This is a genomic window from Paracoccus sp. (in: a-proteobacteria) (assembly GCF_035556475.1).
Taxonomy (GTDB): domain Bacteria; phylum Pseudomonadota; class Alphaproteobacteria; order Rhodobacterales; family Rhodobacteraceae; genus Paracoccus.
In genome coordinates, this window is the sequence record NZ_DATMFA010000070.1 from 28697 (window position 1) to 49908 (window position 21212).

Sequence of the window (21212 nt, forward strand, 5' to 3'; positions counted from 1 at the left end):
GATGCAGGTGCTGGACCAGACCGGCTTTCCCCATCAGATGGGGATGGGCATGGACGTGGCGGGCCGCAGCTACATGACCCTGACCGTCAAGGGCAGCTTCGCCTTTCCCGACCGCGAGAGTGAGCTGCCCCGGCCGCTGGACATGCAGCGCCCGCTGGTGATGGCGGATGAGTTCACCGGCGCGCCCGGCTTCTCGGCCCCGCTTTGGGAAAGCGACTTCGCCTTTCGCAAGCCGATGTGCGACGTGGTGGTGAATGGCGCGGCCCATGCTCCGCAAGGCCGCCCGGTCGAGCGTCTGCGCGTGGGGCTGGCGGTCGGGAACTGGTCGAAGCAGTTCGACGTGGTCGGGCAGCGCGAATGGCGCACGCTTGGGCCCGCAATCACCGCGACCCGGCCCTATCCCTTTACCCGGATGCCGTTTTCCTATGACACCGCCTTCGGCGGACCGGATCGCAGCCGCCCTGCCGGCCCCGATGTGCCGGTCTATGCCCCGAACCCGGTCGGGCTGGGCTTTGCCACCGCGACGGGGGGCAATCCAGCGGGACTTGCCTTGCCGAATACCGAGGCGCCGGGGCAGGAAATCAGCTCGCCCTACGGCGGCTACCGGCCCATGTCGCTTGGCCCCTATGGCCGGGGCTGGCCGCTGCGCCTGCCTTTTGGCGGCACCTATGATGCGAAATGGATCGAGGAAACCGCGCCGTTCCTGCCCGCGGATTTCGACGACCGCTATTACCAATCCGCGCCGCCCGACCAGCAGATCCCGTTTCCCGCGCCACATTCTCCGGTCGTGCTGGTCCACCTGACTCCGCGCGGGCGCGAGGCGTTCCACCTTCCCGACACCCGCCTGCCGATCCGCGTCTGGCGCGGGGCCGAAGAGGTTATCGACCGGCAATGCCTGCCCGACAGCCTGCTTCTTGATACCGAGGCCCGCATCCTGATGCTGGTCTGGCGCGTCTGGGCGCCGATCCGCCGGACCATGGCCGAATTCACGCGCGCATGGGTCGGCGCGCCCACGGGCGCGATGCTGCGCGCCGAGGAGGAGGGCAGGGGCTATCTCCGCGCCTATGCCGTCATCGGCGAGGAGAACCCGCCATGATCGGGATCGAGGCGGCGGGGATGGTTACGGCGGTGGGGCTCGACTGGGCATCGGCCTCTGCCGCCCTGCGCGCGCGCCTCGACGGCTTTGCCGAGACCCGCTTCGTCGCCCCCGGCGGCTGGCGCATCGGGGCGGGTGTTCCACTGCCGCGCAACTGGATCGGGCCAAAGCGCATGGCGCATCTGGCAGCCGGAGCCATTGCCGACATCCTGCGCCAGGATCCGGCGGCGCGCGATGCCGCGCTGATCCTGTGTCTGGCCGAGGAGAGCCGTCCCGGTCGCCCGGTGACCGACCCGCCCCTGCTGCTGAAGATGCTCTCGCAGATCCTCGGCCTGCCGGAACGGCGCGCCCATCTGGTTGCGCATGGCCGCCCCTCGGGCTTCGTCGCGCTTGACCGGGCGCGGCGCATGATCGCCTCGGGCGAGGCAGGTCGCGTGATCGTCCTTGGCCTCGACAGCTATCTGACCGGCCCCGCCATCGCGCATTACGGCGGCCTCGACCGGCTGCTTGCCGACGGCAATCCCGACGGCTTCATCCCCGGAGAGGCGGCGGCCGCGGTCCTGCTGGGCAAGGGTGGTCCGCTGCGGCTGACCGGCCTTGGCCTTGCGCGCGAGGCGGCGTTTCTGGGCAATGCGAGGGGAGAGGACGGCGCGGACCTGCCCTTGCGGGCCGATGGCATGGTCGCCGCCTATCGCGCTGCCCTGACCGAGGCCGAGTGCGACTTGGCCCATGTCGAATACCGCATCGCCGACCTGACGGGAGAGCAGCATTTCTTCAAGCAGACCGCGCTTGTCACCCTGCGCCTCGAACGCGGCCGCACGGCGTTCCAAGACCTGTGGAGCCCGGCCGAGGGCCTTGGCAATATCGGCGCGGCGGTCGTCCCTGCCATGCTGGGCATGGCGCTGGCGGCGGTTCGCAAGGGCTATGCGCCGGGATCGCCGGTCCTAATCGAAGCCTCGGGAGATGACGGCGCTTGCGGGGCGGCGGTCCTCCACGAGGTGCGCGGCGCGGTCAGGCGCGCCTCGGTCGAGGACCGTTTCGCCGCCGGGGCCGCGCCATGAGCGGGGTCTTCGCCAACGGACTTGAGATCAGCGGCAAGGCGGTCGACGCCAAGACCATCGCCGCTTTCCCCGACACCTGCTTCACCCCGCCCGAGAACCCCGCGACCCCGCCGGGCGTCCCGGTTCCCTATCCCAGCTTCGGCATGGCCTCGGACACCGAAAACGGGACAGGCACGGTCTTCATCGGCGGCAAGATCGTGAACATCAAGAACAAGTCAGACGAGGCGAAGACATCCGGCACCGAGGCGGGATGCGCCGCGAAAAAGGGGATCATCACCTCGAAGAACACGGGGAAGAAATACTTCCACTCCTGGTCCAACGATGTGAAATTCGACGGAGAGCCGGTGATCCGGTTCTCGGACCTCGCCACGCATAATCATGCCTCGCCGGGGGGAAACGATCCGCCTTGGGTTGAAATCGCGTTGCTGAACACGGCGGGCGGAGACTGCAAGGCGGTTTATATCGAGCTGCAGGGCCATCCCCATAACAAAAGCCCCTGCGACTATACCACGACCGGAAAGGAATCCGAGCATACGGCCCAAGCCGCCGGCTTCATGTCGGACCGTTCGGGTGGTGTGGCCTGCAAGAAGAAATGGCCCGGTTACGATCAGGACGCCGCGCCATGCATTTGCATGGACGCCAAGCGGGTGAAGAAGAAAAAGGGCGAGCGTTCCAAGAAGGACATGCCCCATGACAAGAAAACCAAGAAGGTCGAGGATCTGCTCAACAAAGGGCGGGCGGGTTGCAAGACTGCCAAGGGCACGACCTCTTGCAAAAAGGCCTGTGTTCCGCCGACAGCAGGCGCTTTTGCAGATGTGGGGGCCGAGGCCACTACCGAGTTTCATCCAAAGACCGACAGCTCCAAGAAAACGCCCAAAGAGCGCGAGCAGGTGACGGAATGCCTGAAGCTTATTAACATGGCTTATCTGGCTGGAGTGGAGCCCGGAGATTCGAAGGAAGCCGCACAGAAAAAGGTCGACGCGGCCCGCGCGAAGCCGATTTGCACCAAGGGCATCTGCAAGGCTCCGAAGGGCCAGAAATGCCACGGCTGCTAGCCCGGAAGGAGATCGCGTTTGGACTATCTTCCTCAAGTGCTCGCGACCGGAGATGGCGAGTGCGACATCACTAATGCGTTCTGTTTCTCCAAGGATGCCGTGTTCCTGCTGGTGAATGCGCGCAGCGACGACGAGGATATCGAGGCCTCGGTTCTGATCCGCGTCGATCTGGCCAGCGAGCCTCTGAGCTATTCCGTGCTGCATGAGTTCGACAGCGGGTCGCTGGACTACCATGCCGCCTCGCCTGACTTGCATTTCATTCTGGCGAGCGGCGGCTATATCCACATGATCCGCGATGGGGAAATGACCTTTCACGGCTTTCCTTCCCAGACCTATCTTCCGAACATTGCAGGCTACGACCGTGAATCCGTTGTCGTTTTCGGTGAGAAGGGTGAGGCGTTCCACTTTCGGGGCGGAGCCTATCGGCAACTGTTGACCCGCACCGACCAAACCCTGAATGCCATGAGCTTTCCACGACCCGGTCAGGGCTTTGCGGCCGGCGATTACGGCACTTTCCTGTCATGGAACGGAGAAAGTTTCTCGCGCGTCGATCTGGGTGGCGAAGAAGCGATCCAATCCCTCGCCGTGAAATCGGATGGCACGGTTTTGCTTGCCTGCGCCGATGGGGTAGGCCTCATCGTGGCCGGGGACGAGTTGCAGCGTATCGAGGGCCCGGAGGCAGATTTCTATTCCGTCACCGAATTCGGCGGGCGTGAGTATTGGGGTAACGACGATTTTGGCATCTACAGCCGGGAAGGCGATGAATTTCTGCCACGATTCGAAACTGGCTATGCGTTCAACATGAATGTCGCGCGCGATCTTCTGACCATAAATGCGGGTTACGCTGTATATGTTTTTGACGGCAGCGATTGGGTCCATCTAAAACTGAATGATGACCTCGAAAACCTGATCGAGCGCGCTCCCCTCGATTTCACGCCTCAATAGGTCAGAGGGAGGGCCGGTTTGCCGCGAGATACTCCCTGACCCGCCCCAGATCCAACCCCGCCACCCGCAAGCCCTCGGCGCCGGGTTGCAGCATGCGCACCACGAACAATTCCCCCGGTTCGGGATATTCGGCCAGACGCGCCTCGGCCATTCTCAGCCCTTCGGGGCCCGCCACGCGCAACCCGTCAAGATGGGCCTCCAGCCGCTCCAGCAACCGGGCGATGCGCAGGGCGTCCATTTCCGGGTTATCCTCAGGGTGGAGCAGCGCGTGGTCGTAGATCGTCCACAGGAACGCAGCCTGCTCGGCATGCTGGCGGAGGATCTCGGGCAGGACGGGGGCGGGGGGGGACATCAGTTCAGGTTGATCGACCCGCCCCGGATCCGGTTCGCGGCCGAGGCATGGCTGACCAGATAGGTGCCCCGGATGGTGATATGGCCGTCCGCTTCCATGACGATCGAGGCTTTGCCGCAGCGCAGCTCGATCCGCTCCTGTGCGGTGATCCGCAGCGGCTCTCCGTCACGGATGACGACATGGCCTTCGGGGGCCGGTGACAGGATGCGCCCGATGATCAGCGGGCGGTCGGGGGCGCCGTCCTCGAACAGGATCGCCAGTTCGGCGCCGATATCGGCGGCCTCGAAGCGCGCGAGGCTGCGGGCGGGGATCGCCTGCGAGGAGGGATTGCCGGGAAAGACAACCAGCGGCTGGTCGCCCTCGAAGCCAAGCAGCATCCCGATGACCACGCCGTTGCGGATATCTGCGCCGATCATGCCGCATCCTCCCTCTGCTGGGATGGATCATAGCATGGAGGGAGTGCCCGTCGCTAGAATCCCCGAAGCGCGACCGACAGCCAGAACGCCGCCCGCGCCTGCGGGCTCTGGTAATAGACGCCCGCCTTGCGCAGCGCCGCGATCTTTCGGGTCAGCGGGGCCGAAAGGGCATCATCGAAAGCCGTAAGCCGGTCCCGGTTTTCGGGTGTGAAGCGCATGGCCGAGGCGCGCAGCGCGGCGCTGTTCTGGACTGCCCAGTCCTTGTGCCGCCCGCGCAGGTGGCGCAGCAGACGGGTCGGAAAAGTGCGCAGGCCGCGGTTCGCCCCGATCACATTGGCGCCATGCTGGCGATAGAGGATGCCCGGCTGATCATCCAGAACCGCCGTTCCGCCTGCGCCGGTCACGATCTGATAGGCCCACCAGTCATGGATGGGAATTTCTCCGACCTCCGCCTCGGCCTCCTGCAGCAGCCGGGCAGCCGCGGGCGTCATCACGATCGTATTGCCGCTGAGCATGTTCTGGACCAGCGCATTGCGGAACCCGAGGGGGCGGGCAGGTAGAGGCGACAGGCCGGTCTGCTGCAGCCGCGCGTCGCAGATCCTCATCCGGCAGCCATAGATGGCCAGAGAGTCGGGAATTTCCGAAAGCATAGCCATTCCGCGCGACAGGTGATCCCGGTCCCAGACATCGTCCTGATCGCAGAAGGCCAGATACTGCCCGTCAAGCGCCGCCCGGCGCAGCAGGCTGCGGAAATTCCCGGTCGCGCCGACACCCGGCCCACGCAGCAGCCGCACCTGACCCTCGGGTCGGCTGCGAGCAAATTCCTCGATGATGGCGACCGTCCCGTCGCTGGAACCGTCATCCGAAATCCAGAGACGCCAGTCCGCGCGATGCTGGGCGGCGATGCTCTCCAGTTGGTCGGCGATGAAGCGCGCGCCGTTTCGGGTCGCCATGAGGATCAGGACGTTCTGCGATACTTGACCTTCCGGGGCTTGTAGGCTTGGGGCGACGGACCTGTCAGTCATTCATCTGCCGCCGGCATTGGGATGGTTCGCAATCGACATGTCCTGCATCTGCTCTTCTTCCACGCCCGAGGCCTTTGCTGTCATTTACGCTGTTCGCGGTGCCTTGGGCAATGCGCCTGCTCCGGTCGCCTCGCGGCAGGCCGGATCTGGACACGGCCTCGGACATCGTGGATCGTTCGGGAAATGAAAGGGTTGCGGGTCGCCGTTGGAATCCCCGGCTTCCCGCGGAGGGGAAGAGTGCAGGCAGAAACCGACAAGCAGACGCTGTTGAGCCGGGTTGCGGCAAAGGGAATGGGCTGGGGGATTGCCACCTTCGCCCGCCTCCTGACCGCGGTTCAGCCCGAATGGCGCGGGATCGAGCCGGCCTCGGACAAGCGACGCATCTATTATGTGAACCATGTCAGCCACGGCGATTTCGTGCTGCTCTGGTCGGTCCTTCCATTGCGCGAGCGTTACAGCACGCGGCCCGTGGCGGGGGCGGATTACTGGCGCAGGGACCGGTTGCGGCGCTTCATCGGCGAGCGGGTCTTCAACAGCGTCCTGATCGAACGCACCCCGCAGGGCCGGAACGGCACCGACCCCATCGCCCAGATGGCCGAGGCTCTGGACGGGGGCGCGTCGCTCATCATCTTCCCCGAGGGCACGCGCAATCTTGGCGACGAGGCCCTGCTCGCTTTCAAAAGCGGCATCGTCCGGGTGGCGCAGGCCCGGCCCGGCGTGGAACTGGTGCCGGTCTGGATCGACAACCTGAACCGTGTCCTGCCGAAGGGGGCGCTGATCCCGGTTCCCCTGATGTGCAAGGTGATCTTCGGCGCGCCTTTGCAACTTGCCCCGGATGAGGACAAGACCGCCTTCCTCGACCGCGCCCGCGAGGCGCTGCTTGCCTTGCGCCCCCGGACGGAGAGGGACTGATGACGGATGTTCAAAGCGACCTTCTGCGGGTCATCGCCGGGATCGGGGCGGTTCTGGTCACGGCCTCGGTCATCGGCGGGCTGCTGCGATGGCACCTGTCGCCCGATGGCCGCAATGCCGCGATCGAGAACCTGAATGACCGCATCCGGGCGTGGTGGGTGATGGCCTTCGCGATCTCGGTCGCGCTTCTGGGCGGGCGCGGCGGAGTGATCTTGCTGTTCGCGATCAGCTCCTTCGCCGCGCTGCGCGAGTTCATGACGCTGACCAATTCGACCCGCGCCGACCACAGGTCGCTGGTCGCGGCCTTCTTCGTGGTGCTGCCGGTGCAGTTCTGGCTGGTCTGGATCGACTGGTACGGGCTCTATTCCATCTTCATCCCGGTCTATGTCTTCCTGTTCCTGCCCATCGTTTCGGCCCTGTCGGGCGTGACCCGGAACTTCTTGATCCGCGTGGCCGAGATGCAATGGGCGCTGATGATCTGCGTCTTCTGCGTCTCGCATGTGCCGGCGCTGATGAACCTGAAGATCCCCGGATATGAGGGGCGCAATGCCCTGCTGATCGCCTATCTGGTGATCGTCGTGCAACTCAGCGACGTGCTGCAATATGTCTGGGGCAAGCTGATTGGCAGGCGAAAAATCGCGCCGGAACTCTCGCCCTCGAAGACGGTGGAGGGGTTTGTCGGCGGCTGCCTTTCCGCGACCCTGATCGGGGCCGCGCTGTGGTGGATGACGCCGTTCACGCCGTTTGAGGCTGGGGCGATGTCGCTGATGATCACCTTGATGGGCTTCCTTGGCGGGCTCGTCATGTCGGCGATCAAGCGCGACCGGGGCGTCAAGGATTGGGGCCATACCATCGCGGGCCATGGCGGCTTCATCGACCGGCTCGATTCCGTCATTTTCGCCGCGCCGCTGTTTTTCCATGCCACGCGCTTTTTCTGGGCCTTGCCATGACCGGCCGATCCGAGGATCCCCATGCCTGAGACCGCAAACCGCCGTCCCCTCGCCAGCCGCCAGAGCGCCTGGGCCGCTCGCATCACCCGCTGGCTCGCATCGACGCGGATCACGCCGAACCAGATTTCCATGGCGGGCATGGTTGCTGCGCTGATTGCCGGGTTATGCCTCTGGGCCGCAGGGACCATGCCGGGGCGCTGGCTGTTCCTGCTGGGCGGGGCGGTGTTCGTCCAGTTGCGGCTGCTCTGCAACCTTCTTGACGGCATGGTCGCGATCGAGGCCGGGCGCGGCGCGCCCGATGGCGGGTTCTGGAACGAGTTTCCCGATCGCGTCTCGGACATGCTGATCCTGATGGGCGTGGCGCTGGGGATCGGGCAACCGGCGCTTGGCTGGGCTGCGGTCAGCTTTGCCTTCCTGACCGCCTATCTGCGCGAGTTGGGCGTGAATTGCGGGGCAGGGGCCGATTTCTCGGGTCCGATGGCCAAGCCGCACCGCATGGCGCTGGTGACGGGAGCCGCGATCCTTTCGCTGGCCGAGCCCCTGTGGCAGGGGCGGGGCGGGATCCTCACGCTTGCGCTGTGGGTGGTCTGCCTCGGCGCGGCCCTGACCGCATTGCGCCGCGCCTTTCATCTGGTGGGGAAGCTGCGCGGCCAGCGATAGGCGGCAACCCGTCGGGCAGGCGCGCGCCTAGGGTCAGGCAAAAATCCGGGCGAACGGCTTTGTCCCCGAAGGTGGCACCCGCCTCCGACGCCTCCCGCTGGAAGATCCGCGCGGCCTCAGTCCCCGACCAGCGTTTCCGCGCCGCTGGCGGGTTCGAAGATGCAGGGGACTTCGATCCTTGGCGCGCCGGGGGGCGGTTCCTCGACAAAGGCGAAGACCTGCGCCAGCATCGCGCCCACATCCTGCCGCATCATCCCGGCATTCTGGGCCAGAAATGCCGCGAACGGATCCCAGTCGAAGCAGCCGAACCGCATCCGGGGCGGGTTGGGCCGGGCGTGGAACCAGCGGATCACCCCTTCCAGCGCGATGGTCGAGTTGACGAAGATCCCGCTGTCCTGCGGCAGGTCGATGGCGGCAAGGGTCGCCTCGGTCTTGGCGGCGGAATAGCCGCGCATCAGCAGGCGGGCTTCAGGAACCTCCAGCCCATATTCGCGATGCGCAGCCAGAAAGCCGCGCAGGCGTTCGCGCGTGTTGTGGTCCTGACCGCGCCCGCCGATGAAATATAGCGGCGCGCGAGTGCCGAAATCCTGCGCGACCCGGTCGAGGATCAGGCGCGTGAGATCGCGCGCCCCGCCGAAATTATCCGACACGACCGAGGGGCCGCTGCCGCCGGGCAGGTCGAGGTTGATGGTGCGGATCCCGGCGGCGATGCAGATCTCGGCCAGGCGGTCGGGATCGGTCGCGCCGGTCGCGATCAGGCATTCCGCCTGATAGGACATCAGCTCGCGCGCCGCCTCGACCTCCAGCGCGGGGTCGCGTTGGGTGCAGGTGATGACCGGGAACAGGCCGCGTTCGCGGGCCATCGCCTCGAACTGCTCGGCAATGGCGCCGAAATAGCGGTTGTCGTATTTCGGGATGATCATGCCGATGATGCGCGAGCGTTCGCGGCGCAGCATGCTGGCCTGAAGGTTGACGGCATAGCCCTGCTCCTTGGCGATCTGGCTGATCCGCTCGGCCAGCTTGGCGCTGATCCGGCGCTTTTGCCATGTCCCGTTCAGGACCGAGCTGACGGCGCTGGGACTGGCCCCGGCGATCTGGGCAAGGTCATAGATGGTGGGTCTTTTCGCCGGTATTTCTTCGCCTTCGCTCATGTTCCGCCATTGCTTCTGGATGCGGCACTGCACCTGCATTTACGATCATCTTGACAGCTAAGCATAAATGCCACAACTTTGCTACATCGATTGAGCATCCGTGCTGCATCGATGGCGCACCTGTGGGGTGCGCCGGAGAATCGGGGAAACAACAAGGGGCGACCGGATCGGGGCCGGGGGAAAATGGCCATGCCGAAGGTCGCATCCGACATCGTGGAGGAGAGGAAGATGAAGTCCAAGTTTTCGCTCGTGGCGGCCTCGCTGGCTGCGACGACGCTGCTGGCCGGCGTGGCATCGGCGCAGGAGGCGGCGACCGTCGCCTTCCTGATGCCCGACCAGGCCTCGACCCGCTATGAAGAGCATGATTTCCCGGGTTTCAAGGCCGCGATGGAAAAGCTGTGCCCGGATTGCACGGTGATCTACCAGAACGCCAATGCCGATGCGACGCTGCAGCAGCAGCAGTTCAACTCGGTCATCACGCAGGGCGCGAAGATCGTGGTTCTGGACCCGGTCGATTCCGCGGCTGCGGCGGGGCTGGTGCAGATGGCGCATTCGCAGGACGTCAAGGTCATCGCCTATGACCGTCCGATCCCGGATACGCCGGCGGATTACTATGTCTCCTTCGACAACAAGGGCATCGGGCAGGCCATCGCGCAATCGCTGGTCGATCACCTGAAGGCCTCGGGCGTCGAGGCCGGGGCAGGGGTGCTGCAGATCAACGGCTCGCCCACGGATGCGGCGGCGGGTCTGATCCGCGACGGCATCGACGCCGCGCTGGACGGGTCGGAATACAAGACCCTCGCCGAATATGACACGCCGGAATGGGCCCCGCCCAAGGCGCAGGAGTTCACGGCTGGGCAGATCAACCGCTTTGGCGCCGACATCAAGGGCATCGTCGCGGCGAATGACGGGACCGCCGGCGGCGCGATTGCCGCGCTGAAGGCTGCGGGCGTCGATCCGCTGCCGCCGGTCACCGGGAACGACGCGACCATCGCGGCGCTGCAACTGATCATCGCGGGGGATCAATACAACACCATCTCGAAACCGTCCGAGATCGTGGCCGCCGCCGCCGCCGAGGCCGTCGCGACCTTCCTGAAGGGCGAGACGCCAGAAGCCAAGACGACGCTTTACGACACCCCCTCGCAGCTTTTCGTGCCGGCCGTCGTGACGCGCGAGAACATCAAGGCCGAGATCTTCGACAAGAAGATCCAGACCCCCGAGGAGATCTGCACGGCCGATTATGCCGATGCCTGCCGCGAACTGGGCATTATCCAGTAAGCCAAGCGAAGCGCGCGCCTGTCTGGCGCGCGCTGACGCATTCTGAAGGAAAGGAGATGCGATGACCGAGGCTCGCGAAACCGCCGCGCCCATCTTGAAGCTGCGCGGCGTCTCGAAGCAATTCGGCGCGGTTCAGGCGCTGAAGGACATCGAGCTGGACGTCCATCCGGGTGAGGTCGTGGCACTGGTCGGCGACAATGGCGCGGGCAAGTCCACGCTGGTCAAGGTGCTGGCGGGCGTCCACCAGCCGACCGAGGGCAGCATCGAATTCATGGGCCGCCCCGTGACGCTCGACAGCCCCGGCAGCGCGCTGGAGCTGGGCATCGCGACCGTTTTTCAGGATCTCGCCTTGTGCGAAAATCTGGATGTCGTCGCTAACCTGTTCCTTGGACAGGAAATTTCGCCCTGGAGCCTCGACGAGGTCCAGATGGAGGTCCGGGCCTGGACGCTCCTGCGCGAGCTTGCGGCGCGGATCCCCTCGGTGCGTGAGCCGATCGCCTCGCTTTCGGGCGGGCAGCGCCAGACGGTCGCCATCGCGCGTTCGCTGCTGCTCAATCCCAAGGTCATCATGCTGGACGAGCCGACCGCCGCGCTTGGCGTCGCCCAGACCGCCGAGGTGCTGAACCTGATCGAGCGGGTGCGCGACCGCGGCCTCGGCGTCATCCTGATCTCGCACAATATGGAGGACGTGCGCGCGGTCGCGGACCGCATTGTCGTCCTGCGGCTGGGGCAGAATAACGGGGTTTTCACGGCGGAGTCCTCGAATGCCGAACTGGTCGCGGCGATCACCGGCGCGACCGAGAACGCGGTCTCGCGCCGGCAGGCCCGCAAGCATGAAGAACTGGAAGGCTGAGATGACCGATCCGCAGAACCGAACCGCCCTCGACCAGTCGGACAGCCGCCTGCGGCAGGATCAGGGCGTCGCGGGCGCGCTCCGAGGTTTCATCGACCGCGTGCGCTCGGGCGATCTGGGCATCCTGCCGGTGGTGGTTGGACTCATCCTGATCGCCACGGTCTTCTGGTCGCTGAACCCGATCTTTCTTGCGCCGAACAACCTCGCGAACCTGCTTTTTGACGCGGCGGCGGTGGGCTGCATCTCGCTAGGGGTGGTCTGCGTCCTGATGCTGGGCGAGATCGACCTCTCCATCGGCTCGATGAGCGGGCTTGCCTCGGCCATCCTCGGCGTGGTCTGGGTCCGGATGGGCCTGCCGGTGCCGCTGGCGATCCTCGTCGCGGTGGGCGCGGGCGCGGTCATGGGCTTTGTCTATGCGACGCTGCTGAACCGCTTCGGGATGCCCAGCTTCGTCTCGACGCTCTCGGGCCTTCTGGCGATGCTGGGGCTGCAGCTTTACCTGCTGGGCGGGACCGGCTCGATCAACCTGCCCTATGCCTCGCCCATGGTTCGGTTCGGCCAGATCTATGTCATGCCGGCGTGGTTCAGCTATCTGCTGGCGCTGGCACCGGGCGCGGTGATGCTGGCGCTTGGCCTTGCCCGGATGCGGCGGCGGGCGGCGGTGAACCTGTCCAATCCCGGCGGGATTTCGGTGCTGCTGGCCAAGGTCGTGGTGCTGACGCTGATCCTGCTGGGCGCGGTCCATTACCTGAACATGGGGCGCGGGATTCCGTGGATGTTCGGGCTGTTCGTCGCACTTGTCGTCATCATGCAATACGCGCTGACCCGGACGAAATGGGGCCGGGCCATGTTCGCCGTCGGCGGCAACCGCGAGGCGGCGCGCCGTTCCGGCATCAATGTGAACCGCATCCGCATCTCGGCCTTCATGCTCTGCTCGATGCTGGCGGCGCTGGGGGGGACGCTCGCGGCATCGCGCCTTGCCTCCTCCAGCCAGCAGGCGGGGACGGGTGACGTGAACCTGAACGCCATCGCGGCGGCGGTGATCGGCGGCACCTCGCTTTTCGGTGGGCGCGGCTCGGCATGGTCGGCGCTTTTGGGTGTGATCGTCATTCAGGCGATCTCGAACGGGCTGACGCTGCTGAACCTCAGTTCGTCGCTGCGCTACATGATCACCGGCGCGGTTCTGGCCATCGCGGTGATCGTCGACTCGCTCGCGCGGCGTTCGCGCGCCAGCCACGGCCGCGCTTAAGGAAAGGGAACAGGAATGTCTGAGCAATTGAAGGGCAAGGTCGCGGCCGTCACTGGCGCGGCCTCGGGGATCGGGCTGGCCTGCGCCCGGGCGATGCTGGCCGAGGGTGCAACCGTCGTGCTGATCGACCGCGCCGGGGACCGGCTGCAGGCGCTCTGCGATGAGCTTGGGCCGAACGCGAAGCCGCTGGTCGTCGACCTGTTGAACGGAGCGGAGGTTGACGGCATCGCCAAGGGGATCGAGGCACTGGCCGGTCCGGTCGACATCTTCCACGCCAATGCCGGGGCCTATATCGGCGGCCCCGCGGCCGAAGGCGATCCCGACGCCTGGGACCGGATGCTGAACCTGAACATCAACGCGGCCTTCCGCAGCGTGCGTGCCGTCCTGCCCGGCATGATCGAGCGCAAGACCGGCGACGTGATCTTCACCTCCTCGGTCGCGGGCGTGGTGCCGGTGGTGTGGGAGCCGATCTATACCGCCTCGAAATTCGCGGTTCAGGCCTTTCTGCACGCGACGCGGCGGCAGGTCTCGCAGCACGGGATCCGCATGGGCGCGGTGCTGCCCGGCCCGGTGGTGACCGCGCTTCTGGATGATTGGCCCAAGGCGAAGATGGAGGAGGCGCTGGCCAACGGCTCGCTCATGCAGCCGACCGAGGTGGCGGATGCGGTCATTTTCATGTTGACCCGGCCGCGCAACGTGGTCATCCGCGATCTGGTGATCCTGCCGAACAGCGTCGATCTGTAACGCCATGACGAGCGCACCCGGCACCGGACCGTATTTCCTTGGCATCGATGTGGGCACCGGCAGCGCCCGCGCCGGCCTCTTCGACGCGCAAGGCCACATGCTCGCCAGCGCGCGGCGCGACATCCACCTCTGGCGCGAGGGCGCGGACATCGCCGAGCAATCCAGCGACGACATCTGGTCAGCCGTCTGCGCGTCGACCCGCGAGGCAGTGGCGCTGGCCGGGATCGACCCGGCCGAGGTCGCGGGGCTTGGCTTCGACGCCACCTGCTCGCTGGTCGTGCTGGGGCCGGAGGGGCGGCCGTTGAGCGTCAGCGCCTCGGGCGAAGCGGCGCGCAATATCATCGTCTGGATGGACCACCGCGCCATTGATCAGGCCGAGCGGATCAACGCCGGCGGACATGCCGTCCTGCGCTATGTGGGCAACGTCATCTCGCCCGAAATGGAGACGCCGAAGCTGCTGTGGCTGCACGAGAATATGCCTGCAACCTACAGGAATGCATGGCAATTCTTCGACCTCGCCGATTACCTCGGCTGGCGGGCGACCGGAGATCTGACGCGGTCGAGCTGCACGGTCACCTGCAAATGGACCTACCTTGCGCATGAGGATCGCTGGGATGCGGATTATTTTCGCGCCATCGGGCTTGGCGATCTGGCCGATCAGGATTTCGCGCGGATCGGGCAAAGGATCGTGCCGCCCGGAACGCCGCTTGGCTCTGGCCTGACGGCCGAGGCGGCGGCCGATCTTGGCCTGCGCCCCGGCACTCCGGTGGGCGCCGGTCTGATCGACGCCCATGCGGGCGGGATCGGGACCGTGGGCATGGGCGATGGGCCGGTAACCAACCTCGCCTATGTCTTCGGAACCTCGTCCTGCACCATGGCCTCGACGCGCGAGCCGGCCTTTGTGCCGGGGGTCTGGGGGCCCTATTATCAGGCCATGGTGCCGGGGATGTGGCTGAACGAGGGCGGCCAGTCCGCCGCGGGCGCCGCGATCGAACAGCTTCTGGCCTTCCATCCGGCATTGCCCGAGGCCAGCGCCGCTGCGAAGGCCGACGGAAAGCCGCTGCCGGTCTGGCTGGCCGAGGCCGCGGCCGCCCGTGTCGGGACCCTGTCCGATGCCGTCTCCCTTGCCGATGGCCTGCATGTCGTGCCCGAGTTTCTGGGCAACCGCGCGCCCTTTGCCGATCCCCATGCCCGCGCGATCATCGCGGGCCTCGGGATGGAGCGCGACATTGCCAGCCTGATCGCGCTTTATGTCGCGGGGCTTTGCGGCATCGCCTATGGCCTGCGCCAGATCATCGAGACGCAGGGCAAGGCCGGTGTTCAGGTCGACCGGATCGTGATCTCGGGCGGGGCGGGCCAGCTTGACCTCGTGCGCCAGCTTCTGGCGGACGGCACCGGCAAGCCCGTCCTGTCGAGCGAGGCGGCCGAGCCGGTGCTGCTGGGGTCCGCGATCCTCGGCACCGTCGCGGCGGGCCATTTCCCCGGCATGGTCGAGGCGATGGCGGAGATGTCACGCCCGGATCGCGAATACCAGCCCGATCCCGGCGCAGTGGTGATCCACGATGCGCGCTATGCCACCTTCCAGGCGTTGCAAAAGGCGCTGCGGGACGGGCGCGGGGCCTGAGCGCGTCGCGGGGCATTGACGGCGAGGCACTGGTTCGGTCGCCTCGCGACAAGCCGGCCTGGCGCGGCCAAGGTATCATCGCCATCACGCTTGAGGACGAGGCTAGCACCGATCAAATCTTCGGTGCATCGTCCTCGGCACGATCATGCTCGCGGTTCGGGGCCGCATCCAATTCGAGGGTGAGGTCGCCCGTCGCATCACCGATAGCTGGAGCCTCGGGCAAACCCGGTGCGGTTCACAACGACCTTGATCATGCCGGGTCGATCTGCCTTCCTGCTGTCGTGGCTCTGGTCAGTTTCACTCCATAACTTGAGAGTGTCGCTGACACCTGGACCCGCTCCGTCCCGTCCAGTTGTGAAACCCGGGCGAAACAGCGGCAGGAGGACTGGATATTTCACATCATATCGTTGTCGTCGGCGCAGGCTTTGCCGGGTTGCAGCTCGTCCAGCAACTCAAGGGAACGAATTGTCGGATCACGCTGCTCGACCAGCGCAACCACCATCTTTTCCAGCCCCTGCTGTATCAGGTCGCGACCACCATGCTTGCGACCTCGGATATCGCCTGGCCCATTCGGTCCCTTATGCGCCGGCGGGAGGACGTGACGACGCTTCTCGGCACCGTGACGGGCGTGGATCGCGACGCGCGCGAGGTAGTGCTGCAGGGCGGCCGGCGCATCCGGTTCGACACGCTCGTCCTCGCCACCGGTGCCCGGCACGCCTATTTCGGTAAGGATGCCTGGGAAGCCTATGCGCCTGGCCTGAAGACGCTCGAGGACGCGACGACCATCCGGCGCCGGATGCTTCTGGCCTTCGAGCGCGCCGAGCTTACCGATGACGACACCGAACGCGATGCGCTGCTGACCTTTGCCGTCATCGGTGCGGGTCCGACCGGCGTGGAACTGGTCGGCATCATCGCCGAGCTTGCCCATCGCATCCTGCCGCCGGAATTCCGGCGCATCGACACGCATCGGACCCGTATCCTGCTGGTCGAAGCGGGACCGCGCGTCCTGCCCGCCTTCAGCGAGGAACTGTCCGGTTACGCGACCCGGGCGTTGCAGCGCGGCGGTGTCGAGGTCTTGCTGGGCCACCCGGTCGTCGACTGCACCTCGGAGGGCATCACCGTCGCCGGGCAGTTCATCCCGGCGCGCACCACGATCTGGGCGGCAGGTGTGCAGGCCTCGGGCGCGAGTGAATGGCTGGGCGCGGAAAGCGACCGCGCTGGTCGCGTCCGGGTGGAGGCCGATCTGACCTTGCCGAGCGACCCCGCGATCTTCGTGCTGGGCGACACCGCGTTTGTTCAATCCGACGGCAAGCCTGTTCCGGGCGTCGCCCCCGCCGCGAAGCAGCAAGGCACTTACGCGGCACGCGTCATCCGGTCCCGACTGCGCGGAGCGGCCGCACCCGGACCCTTCCGCTATCGTCACATGGGCAACCTCGCCACTATCGGCCGCAATGCGGCGGTGATCGAATACGGCCGCTTCAGGATGCGGGGCTGGCTTGCGTGGTGGATCTGGGGCATCGCGCATATCTATTTCCTGATTGGCACGCGCTCGCGCCTGTTCGTATCGCTGAGTTGGCTTTGGGCCTTTCTGTCAGGGCAGAACTCGGCCCGGCTGATCACGCAGAAAGAGACGCTGAAGGAAGGCGAACGGGATCGATAGGGGAGATACCCCTGTCGCTGGACCCCGACGATGGCGGGGCGGTGGTTGCCCCGCACGATCTGTGCGGGATGATGGCAGGTCAGGCTTGGCAACTATCGGTGATGTCGCATCAGACACGTCAAGCGGGTCGCAATCCCCACTCGAAGCGCGTCAGGCGGCCGCGTTGCCTATGATCCTGCCACCAAGCCTGAAAGTCGCTCGCCAAGGGGTGATCGAGGACCGGCCAAGTCAAGCACGATACTCAGGTGATTGCGTCCTTTTTCCAAGCGTAATTCGCTTTTCGGCTCAGCACCGGCAAGCGCAGTCGCGAGGGCTTCGGCCTGCATCTGAAAGGGGGCGGTTTCGAACTCGCCCCGGGTGATGATCCGCGACGGTCCGTCGATCTGGGTCGAGGTGAGGGGCGACCAGGCCGCTGCCTCGGCCGCGGTCATCCTGGCCTCATCCTTCAGGAAGCTGTCAGGAATACCCGAAAGATCGTAGATGCCGCTGACCAGAAGCAGGCCGCGCACCGGGGGCAGGGGCGGAAGTGCTTCTTCCCCAGGGCCAAAAGCCGCGAGATACGAGGCGAGATGTGCGCCCGCCGAATGACCCGACGCGGTGAAACGCCCCGGATCGGCACCGAGTCCCGGAGCGAGGCTTGCCAGATGCCGCGCCGCCGCACGGACCTGCCCCACGATGTCGCCAAGCCGTGTGGCGGGCATCAGATCATAAGTCACCAAAGCCGCCACGCCGCCCGCCGCCAGCACAGGGGCGGCGACCAGCCGGTGGTCCTCCTTGCTGCCCGACCGCCAGTAGCCGCCGTGGATGAACATGTGGAGCGGTGCGCCCCTCGCCATGCCGGAGGGCAACAGGATGTCCATCCTTTCCCTTGGGCCGCGGCCATACGGGATGTCGACCTGCATATCGACCCTTGCCGACAATTCGCGCGACCGGGCCGCAGTCTCGGCCATGATCGCGTCGAAATCCGGGATGAAACTCCGGTTGTGATAAAGATCCTGCGGCATCCGCCCCCCCTAGAAATTCACCGCGAAATACTTGGGTTCCATGAACTCCAGGATGCCGGTCACTCCGCCCTCACGTCCCAGACCGCTTTGCTTGGCCCCGCCGAAGGGCGCGGCCGGATCGGACATGAGGCCCCGGTTGATGGCGATCATACCGGATTCGATGCCCCTGCCCACCCGCAACGCGCGCGAAAGGTCGCCCGAATAGACATAGGCGGCAAGGCCATATTCCGTATCATTGGCCAGCGCGATCGCTTCTTCCTCGGTCTCGAACCGATAGACCGGAGCAACGGGCCCGAAGATCTCCTGACGCGCGATATGGGCGCCGGCGGGGACGTTCTCCAGCACGGTCGGCGGATAGAAATAGCCCGAGCCGGGCAGGGGCCTGCCACCTGTCGTCACGCGGGCGCCGGAGGCGACGGCCTCGGTCACCAGGAGGTCGATCTTCTGCACGGCTTTCGTGCTGATCATCGGGCCAACCTGCGTCGACGGATCGGTGCCCGGACCGACCTGCAGCGCCGCCATCCGCTCGGTCAGGCCCGGGACGAAGGCGTCATGGATACCGGATTGGACATAGAAGCGGTTCGCGGCCGTGCAGGCCTCGCCCGCGTTGCGCATCTTGGCGATCATCGCCCCATCCAGCGCCGCCGCGAGATCGGCGTCGTCGAAGACGAGGAAAGGCGCGTTTCCACCCAATTCCATGGAGCATGAGACAACGCTTTTGGCCGCCTCGGCCAGAAGCACCCGCCCAACCCCCGTCGATCCGGTGAAGGAAAGCTTGCGCACCCGCGGATCGGCCAGCATGGCGTTGGTCACCGGTGCGGGCTGCGTCGTGGTCAGCACGTTGACGACGCCCGGAGGCACTCCGGCCTCGGCCCCGAGCCGGGCCATAGCATAGGCCGTCAAGGGCGTTTCAGTTGCAGGTTTCAGGATCACCGTGCAACCGGCCGCCAGCGCGGGGCCGATCTTCCGTGTCGCCATGGCCGCTGGAAAGTTCCAGGGCGTGATCAGAGATCCGACATAGCTGATCCCGCGCGGCTTCCGATCGCAAGATCCTCCGGGCGAAATGTTCAGCTGTCCCTTTAAAAAAATGCTGCGGCCGGGGCTACCAGCCGCAGCTTTCGGTTGAAAATTTGTGGATTGCGATGGCCGTTCCGCATTCTGGACGTGGTCCACGATGACTGGCGCATCTTCTCGATCTCGCGGCGGCGGGTAGAGCCGTCGCACAATCCTAGCGCAGATCGAAAAATTCCTGATGGAAGCGTTCCTGCACGGGAAAGCCGTGCCGGGCGAAATCCTGCTTCAGCGCGTTCCCGAAGCCGACGGGGCCGCAGAACCAGATGCTGGCCTCCTCCCATCCCGGCACAGCCTTGCGAATCTGCTCCCCCGTCAGGCGTCCGTCGCGCGCATCTACCATCAGATGCAGCCGGACCGCCGAGGAGCGGACATCCGCGGCCAGGTTGTCGAGTGCTTCGCGATCGACATCGGCCGTGCTGTGGAACAGATCTATGGATTGTCCCGCCGTCCTGCCATCCGCTCGCGATTGCCATGCCAGATGTTTCATCCGTGCGACGAAGGGGGTGATCCCGATCCCGCCGGCGATCCAGATCTGCCGGGGGCGATCATCGTCGAAGGTAAAGCAACCATAGGGCCCCTCGACCCGCACTGCCTGCCCGACTGCCACCTTCTCGCGCAAGCGGCTGGTATGATCGCCCAGCTCCTTCGTCAGAAAGGTGATGCCCGGCCGCTCGGGCCGCCAGTCCGAGGCGATGGTATAGGGATGCGCCCCCTCTGATGGATCGGAGCGGGCAAAGGCGAACTGGCCGGCCTTATGGCCCGGCCAGCCATCGGCTATGCCTATCTCGGTTTCGAGAACCTGAACGCCGGGATAGTAGTGAAGCGTGCGGATATCCCCCTGCACCTGCCGGCTTGCACCGATACGGCGCAGGAGGGCCACGATCGCAGCATATGTGCCCCAGCCGAGCAGCACCGCCATCAGAACACCGATCAGCGAAGACCAATAGGAGAATTTCATCAGCACCACCGCATGAAACACCAGCAGCAGATAGACAGCGGCGATCAACCGGTGGGTTTTGTAAAACGCGCGATAGGGAATGACACGCAAAAGCGCGACAAGGATCAGGACCAGAACGGCATAGAAGGCCCATTCGCCCACCTGTTCGGCCGGGCCATGCAGCCGGCTGAAAGCTATCTGCAAAGGGTCCTGGAGCGTGGGACGCGGTCCGCGGGGACGCGGCGCCATCAATCCCCATTCCACCGCCCATCTGGGCCCCTTCGCCCACAGCCAATGCAGGACGCTTGCTACCAGCGCGGCGATGCCAAGCCATTTATGGAGGCGATAGACCTTGTCGAGCCCGTCCACCCGCGCCTCCAGCCAGAGTGGCCGCAGCGCCATGACGGTCGCGACGCTCATGCAGCCGATTGCGAGGATCCCGGTAATCTGGACCATCGCGCTGCGCAGGGGGAAAAAGGATGGGGCCTGGAAAACCGTGCTATCCGTCAGCAGCCAGAAGGCGATCGGCACCGCCAGCATGATCCAGAAGATACGCGTGAGCTTGCCCATGACGAACCTCGCTATGCAGAATGATCCGGCCCGCGCAGCATATCCGATCCTCGCCGCCCCACCAACCTCGCATGACCAGTTTCCTAAGCCTTTGAAGACAGGCTGCGAAACCGGTTGATTTGAGAGGCCGCTGTTTCGGTCGGCGGCATGGATTTAGGCCGACCCGGTTTGGGGTACCGGGATAGCAGGAAGGTAAAGCGGTTGACGATCTCTCTGGCCGGGGAAGCCATGTGGCGGGGAATGGCAGGGCGAAGGATTGATTTCTTTTCGAAGGCGGCGGTTTTCATCGCCGTTTCTTTTTCCTCCGGCTTCAGATTTGTACGGGTTTCGGCGCCAGTCTTCGGCAAAGCGGATGTCTTCATTTCTGGGACGACACGGGTTGCCGACAGCGTATGGATATTCGCCTTCCATTCACCCAACAGGATCCTGCTGCTGTCTCGTTGCCCCCGGTGGCACATGCGGGTGAGTTATCTACCGGCCCGTCATCGGACGAAGCGCCGGATGATATTGATCATCCGGTCGCATGATCTTGCGAGTGCTCTGGTGGGTGATGTCGCGACGCCCAACAGAAGTCCCGATTTGCCCTGCTCAGGCGA

The 21212-nt window shown here is 65.5% G+C and carries 21 protein-coding genes; 13 read left to right on the forward strand and 8 right to left on the reverse strand.

Annotation, left to right across the window (positions count from 1 at the left end; all coding sequences use genetic code 11):
* Position 1: 1 nt before the first annotated feature.
* The 4 genes from VNQ78_RS08720 to VNQ78_RS08735 are packed head-to-tail and all read left to right on the forward strand — an operon-like array spanning position 2 to position 4157.
* The gene (locus tag VNQ78_RS08720) at positions 2-1096 is read left to right on the forward strand and encodes a DUF2169 family type VI secretion system accessory protein (protein WP_325688726.1); all 1095 of its coding nucleotides are present in this window, start codon (positions 2-4) and stop codon (positions 1094-1096) included.
* The gene (locus tag VNQ78_RS08725) at positions 1093-2157 is read left to right on the forward strand and encodes a 3-oxoacyl-ACP synthase (protein ID WP_325688728.1); all 1065 of its coding nucleotides are present in this window, start codon (positions 1093-1095) and stop codon (positions 2155-2157) included. The genes VNQ78_RS08720 and VNQ78_RS08725 overlap by 4 nt, the downstream gene beginning before the upstream one ends.
* Positions 2154-3212, forward strand: coding sequence for a DUF4150 domain-containing protein (locus VNQ78_RS08730; protein ID WP_325688730.1), 1059 nt, complete (start codon positions 2154-2156; stop codon positions 3210-3212). Before VNQ78_RS08725 ends, VNQ78_RS08730 begins: the two co-directional genes overlap by 4 nt.
* Before the next feature lie 18 nt (positions 3213-3230).
* Positions 3231-4157 carry a hypothetical protein gene (locus VNQ78_RS08735; RefSeq protein ID WP_325688732.1) on the forward strand — a complete coding sequence of 309 codons (927 nt, stop codon included), beginning with the start codon at positions 3231-3233 and terminating at the stop codon, positions 4155-4157.
* Position 4158: 1 nt separating this feature from the next.
* Here VNQ78_RS08735 and VNQ78_RS08740 read toward each other — a convergent pair whose 3' ends face one another.
* From VNQ78_RS08740 to VNQ78_RS08750, 3 genes are read right to left on the reverse strand one after another with little or no spacing between them, the layout of a single operon-like run.
* Complete coding sequence (locus VNQ78_RS08740) at positions 4159-4509, reverse strand: hypothetical protein (RefSeq protein ID WP_325688734.1); 351 nt, start codon at positions 4507-4509, stop codon at positions 4159-4161.
* On the reverse strand, positions 4509-4925 hold the full coding sequence (locus VNQ78_RS08745) for a DUF6484 domain-containing protein (RefSeq protein ID WP_325688736.1): 417 nt from the start codon (positions 4923-4925) through the stop codon (positions 4509-4511). Before VNQ78_RS08745 ends, VNQ78_RS08740 begins: the two co-directional genes overlap by 1 nt.
* A gap of 53 nt (positions 4926-4978) precedes the next feature.
* Positions 4979-5950, reverse strand: coding sequence for a glycosyltransferase family 2 protein (locus VNQ78_RS08750; protein ID WP_325688739.1), 972 nt, complete (start codon positions 5948-5950; stop codon positions 4979-4981).
* A gap of 291 nt (positions 5951-6241) precedes the next feature.
* Here VNQ78_RS08750 and VNQ78_RS08755 point away from each other — a divergent pair, with 291 nt between their 5' ends.
* From VNQ78_RS08755 to VNQ78_RS08765, 3 genes are read left to right on the forward strand one after another with little or no spacing between them, the layout of a single operon-like run.
* Positions 6242-6862 (forward strand): lysophospholipid acyltransferase family protein, encoded by a 621-nt coding sequence (locus tag VNQ78_RS08755; protein WP_414694053.1) that lies wholly within the window; start codon positions 6242-6244, stop codon positions 6860-6862.
* A complete protein-coding gene (locus VNQ78_RS08760; protein ID WP_325688743.1) occupies positions 6862-7812 on the forward strand; it encodes a phosphatidate cytidylyltransferase in 951 nt (316 codons plus the stop codon). Before VNQ78_RS08755 ends, VNQ78_RS08760 begins: the two co-directional genes overlap by 1 nt.
* A 21-nt stretch (positions 7813-7833) precedes the next feature.
* Positions 7834-8472, forward strand: coding sequence for a CDP-alcohol phosphatidyltransferase family protein (locus tag VNQ78_RS08765; protein WP_325688745.1), 639 nt, complete (start codon positions 7834-7836; stop codon positions 8470-8472).
* A gap of 116 nt (positions 8473-8588) precedes the next feature.
* Here the strand turns inward: VNQ78_RS08765 and VNQ78_RS08770 are convergent, their stop codons facing one another.
* On the reverse strand, positions 8589-9623 hold the full coding sequence (locus tag VNQ78_RS08770) for a LacI family DNA-binding transcriptional regulator (protein ID WP_325688747.1): 1035 nt from the start codon (positions 9621-9623) through the stop codon (positions 8589-8591).
* A 228-nt stretch (positions 9624-9851) separates the two neighbouring features.
* Between VNQ78_RS08770 and VNQ78_RS08775 the strand changes: the two genes are divergently transcribed.
* From VNQ78_RS08775 to VNQ78_RS08800, 6 genes are all read left to right on the forward strand, one after another.
* A complete protein-coding gene (locus VNQ78_RS08775; RefSeq protein ID WP_325688750.1) occupies positions 9852-10901 on the forward strand; it encodes a sugar ABC transporter substrate-binding protein in 1050 nt (349 codons plus the stop codon).
* A 61-nt stretch (positions 10902-10962) separates the two neighbouring features.
* On the forward strand, positions 10963-11754 hold the full coding sequence (locus VNQ78_RS08780) for an ATP-binding cassette domain-containing protein (RefSeq protein WP_325688752.1): 792 nt from the start codon (positions 10963-10965) through the stop codon (positions 11752-11754).
* 1 nt (position 11755) lies between these two features.
* Positions 11756-13003, forward strand: coding sequence for a sugar ABC transporter permease (locus tag VNQ78_RS08785; protein WP_325688754.1), 1248 nt, complete (start codon positions 11756-11758; stop codon positions 13001-13003).
* 15 nt (positions 13004-13018) lie between these two features.
* On the forward strand, positions 13019-13747 hold the full coding sequence (locus tag VNQ78_RS08790; RefSeq protein ID WP_325688756.1) for an SDR family oxidoreductase: 729 nt from the start codon (positions 13019-13021) through the stop codon (positions 13745-13747).
* Positions 13748-13751: 4 nt separating this feature from the next.
* Positions 13752-15371, forward strand: a complete 1620-nt coding sequence (locus tag VNQ78_RS08795) for an FGGY-family carbohydrate kinase (protein WP_325688758.1) — start codon at positions 13752-13754, stop codon at positions 15369-15371.
* Between the two features lie 391 nt (positions 15372-15762).
* Positions 15763-17031, forward strand: a complete 1269-nt coding sequence (locus tag VNQ78_RS08800; RefSeq protein ID WP_325688768.1) for an NAD(P)/FAD-dependent oxidoreductase — start codon at positions 15763-15765, stop codon at positions 17029-17031.
* 167 nt (positions 17032-17198) lie between these two features.
* On the opposite strand, the gene VNQ78_RS08805 is transcribed toward VNQ78_RS08800, so the two are convergent.
* The 4 genes from VNQ78_RS08805 to VNQ78_RS08820 all read right to left on the reverse strand — a co-directional run bounded on the left by VNQ78_RS08805 (position 17199) and on the right by VNQ78_RS08820 (position 21035).
* Entirely contained in the window at positions 17199-18035 is an 837-nt protein-coding gene (locus VNQ78_RS08805) for an alpha/beta hydrolase (RefSeq protein ID WP_325688760.1), read from the reverse strand.
* Positions 18036-18044: 9 nt separating this feature from the next.
* Positions 18045-19259 carry an aldehyde dehydrogenase family protein gene (locus VNQ78_RS08810; RefSeq protein ID WP_325688762.1) on the reverse strand — a complete coding sequence of 405 codons (1215 nt, stop codon included), beginning with the start codon at positions 19257-19259 and terminating at the stop codon, positions 18045-18047.
* Positions 19260-19263: 4 nt separating this feature from the next.
* On the reverse strand, positions 19264-20616 hold the full coding sequence (locus VNQ78_RS08815) for a ferredoxin reductase family protein (protein ID WP_325688764.1): 1353 nt from the start codon (positions 20614-20616) through the stop codon (positions 19264-19266).
* Positions 20617-20699: 83 nt separating this feature from the next.
* Complete coding sequence (locus VNQ78_RS08820) at positions 20700-21035, reverse strand: hypothetical protein (protein WP_325688766.1); 336 nt, start codon at positions 21033-21035, stop codon at positions 20700-20702.
* Between the last annotated feature and the right edge of the window lie 177 nt (positions 21036-21212).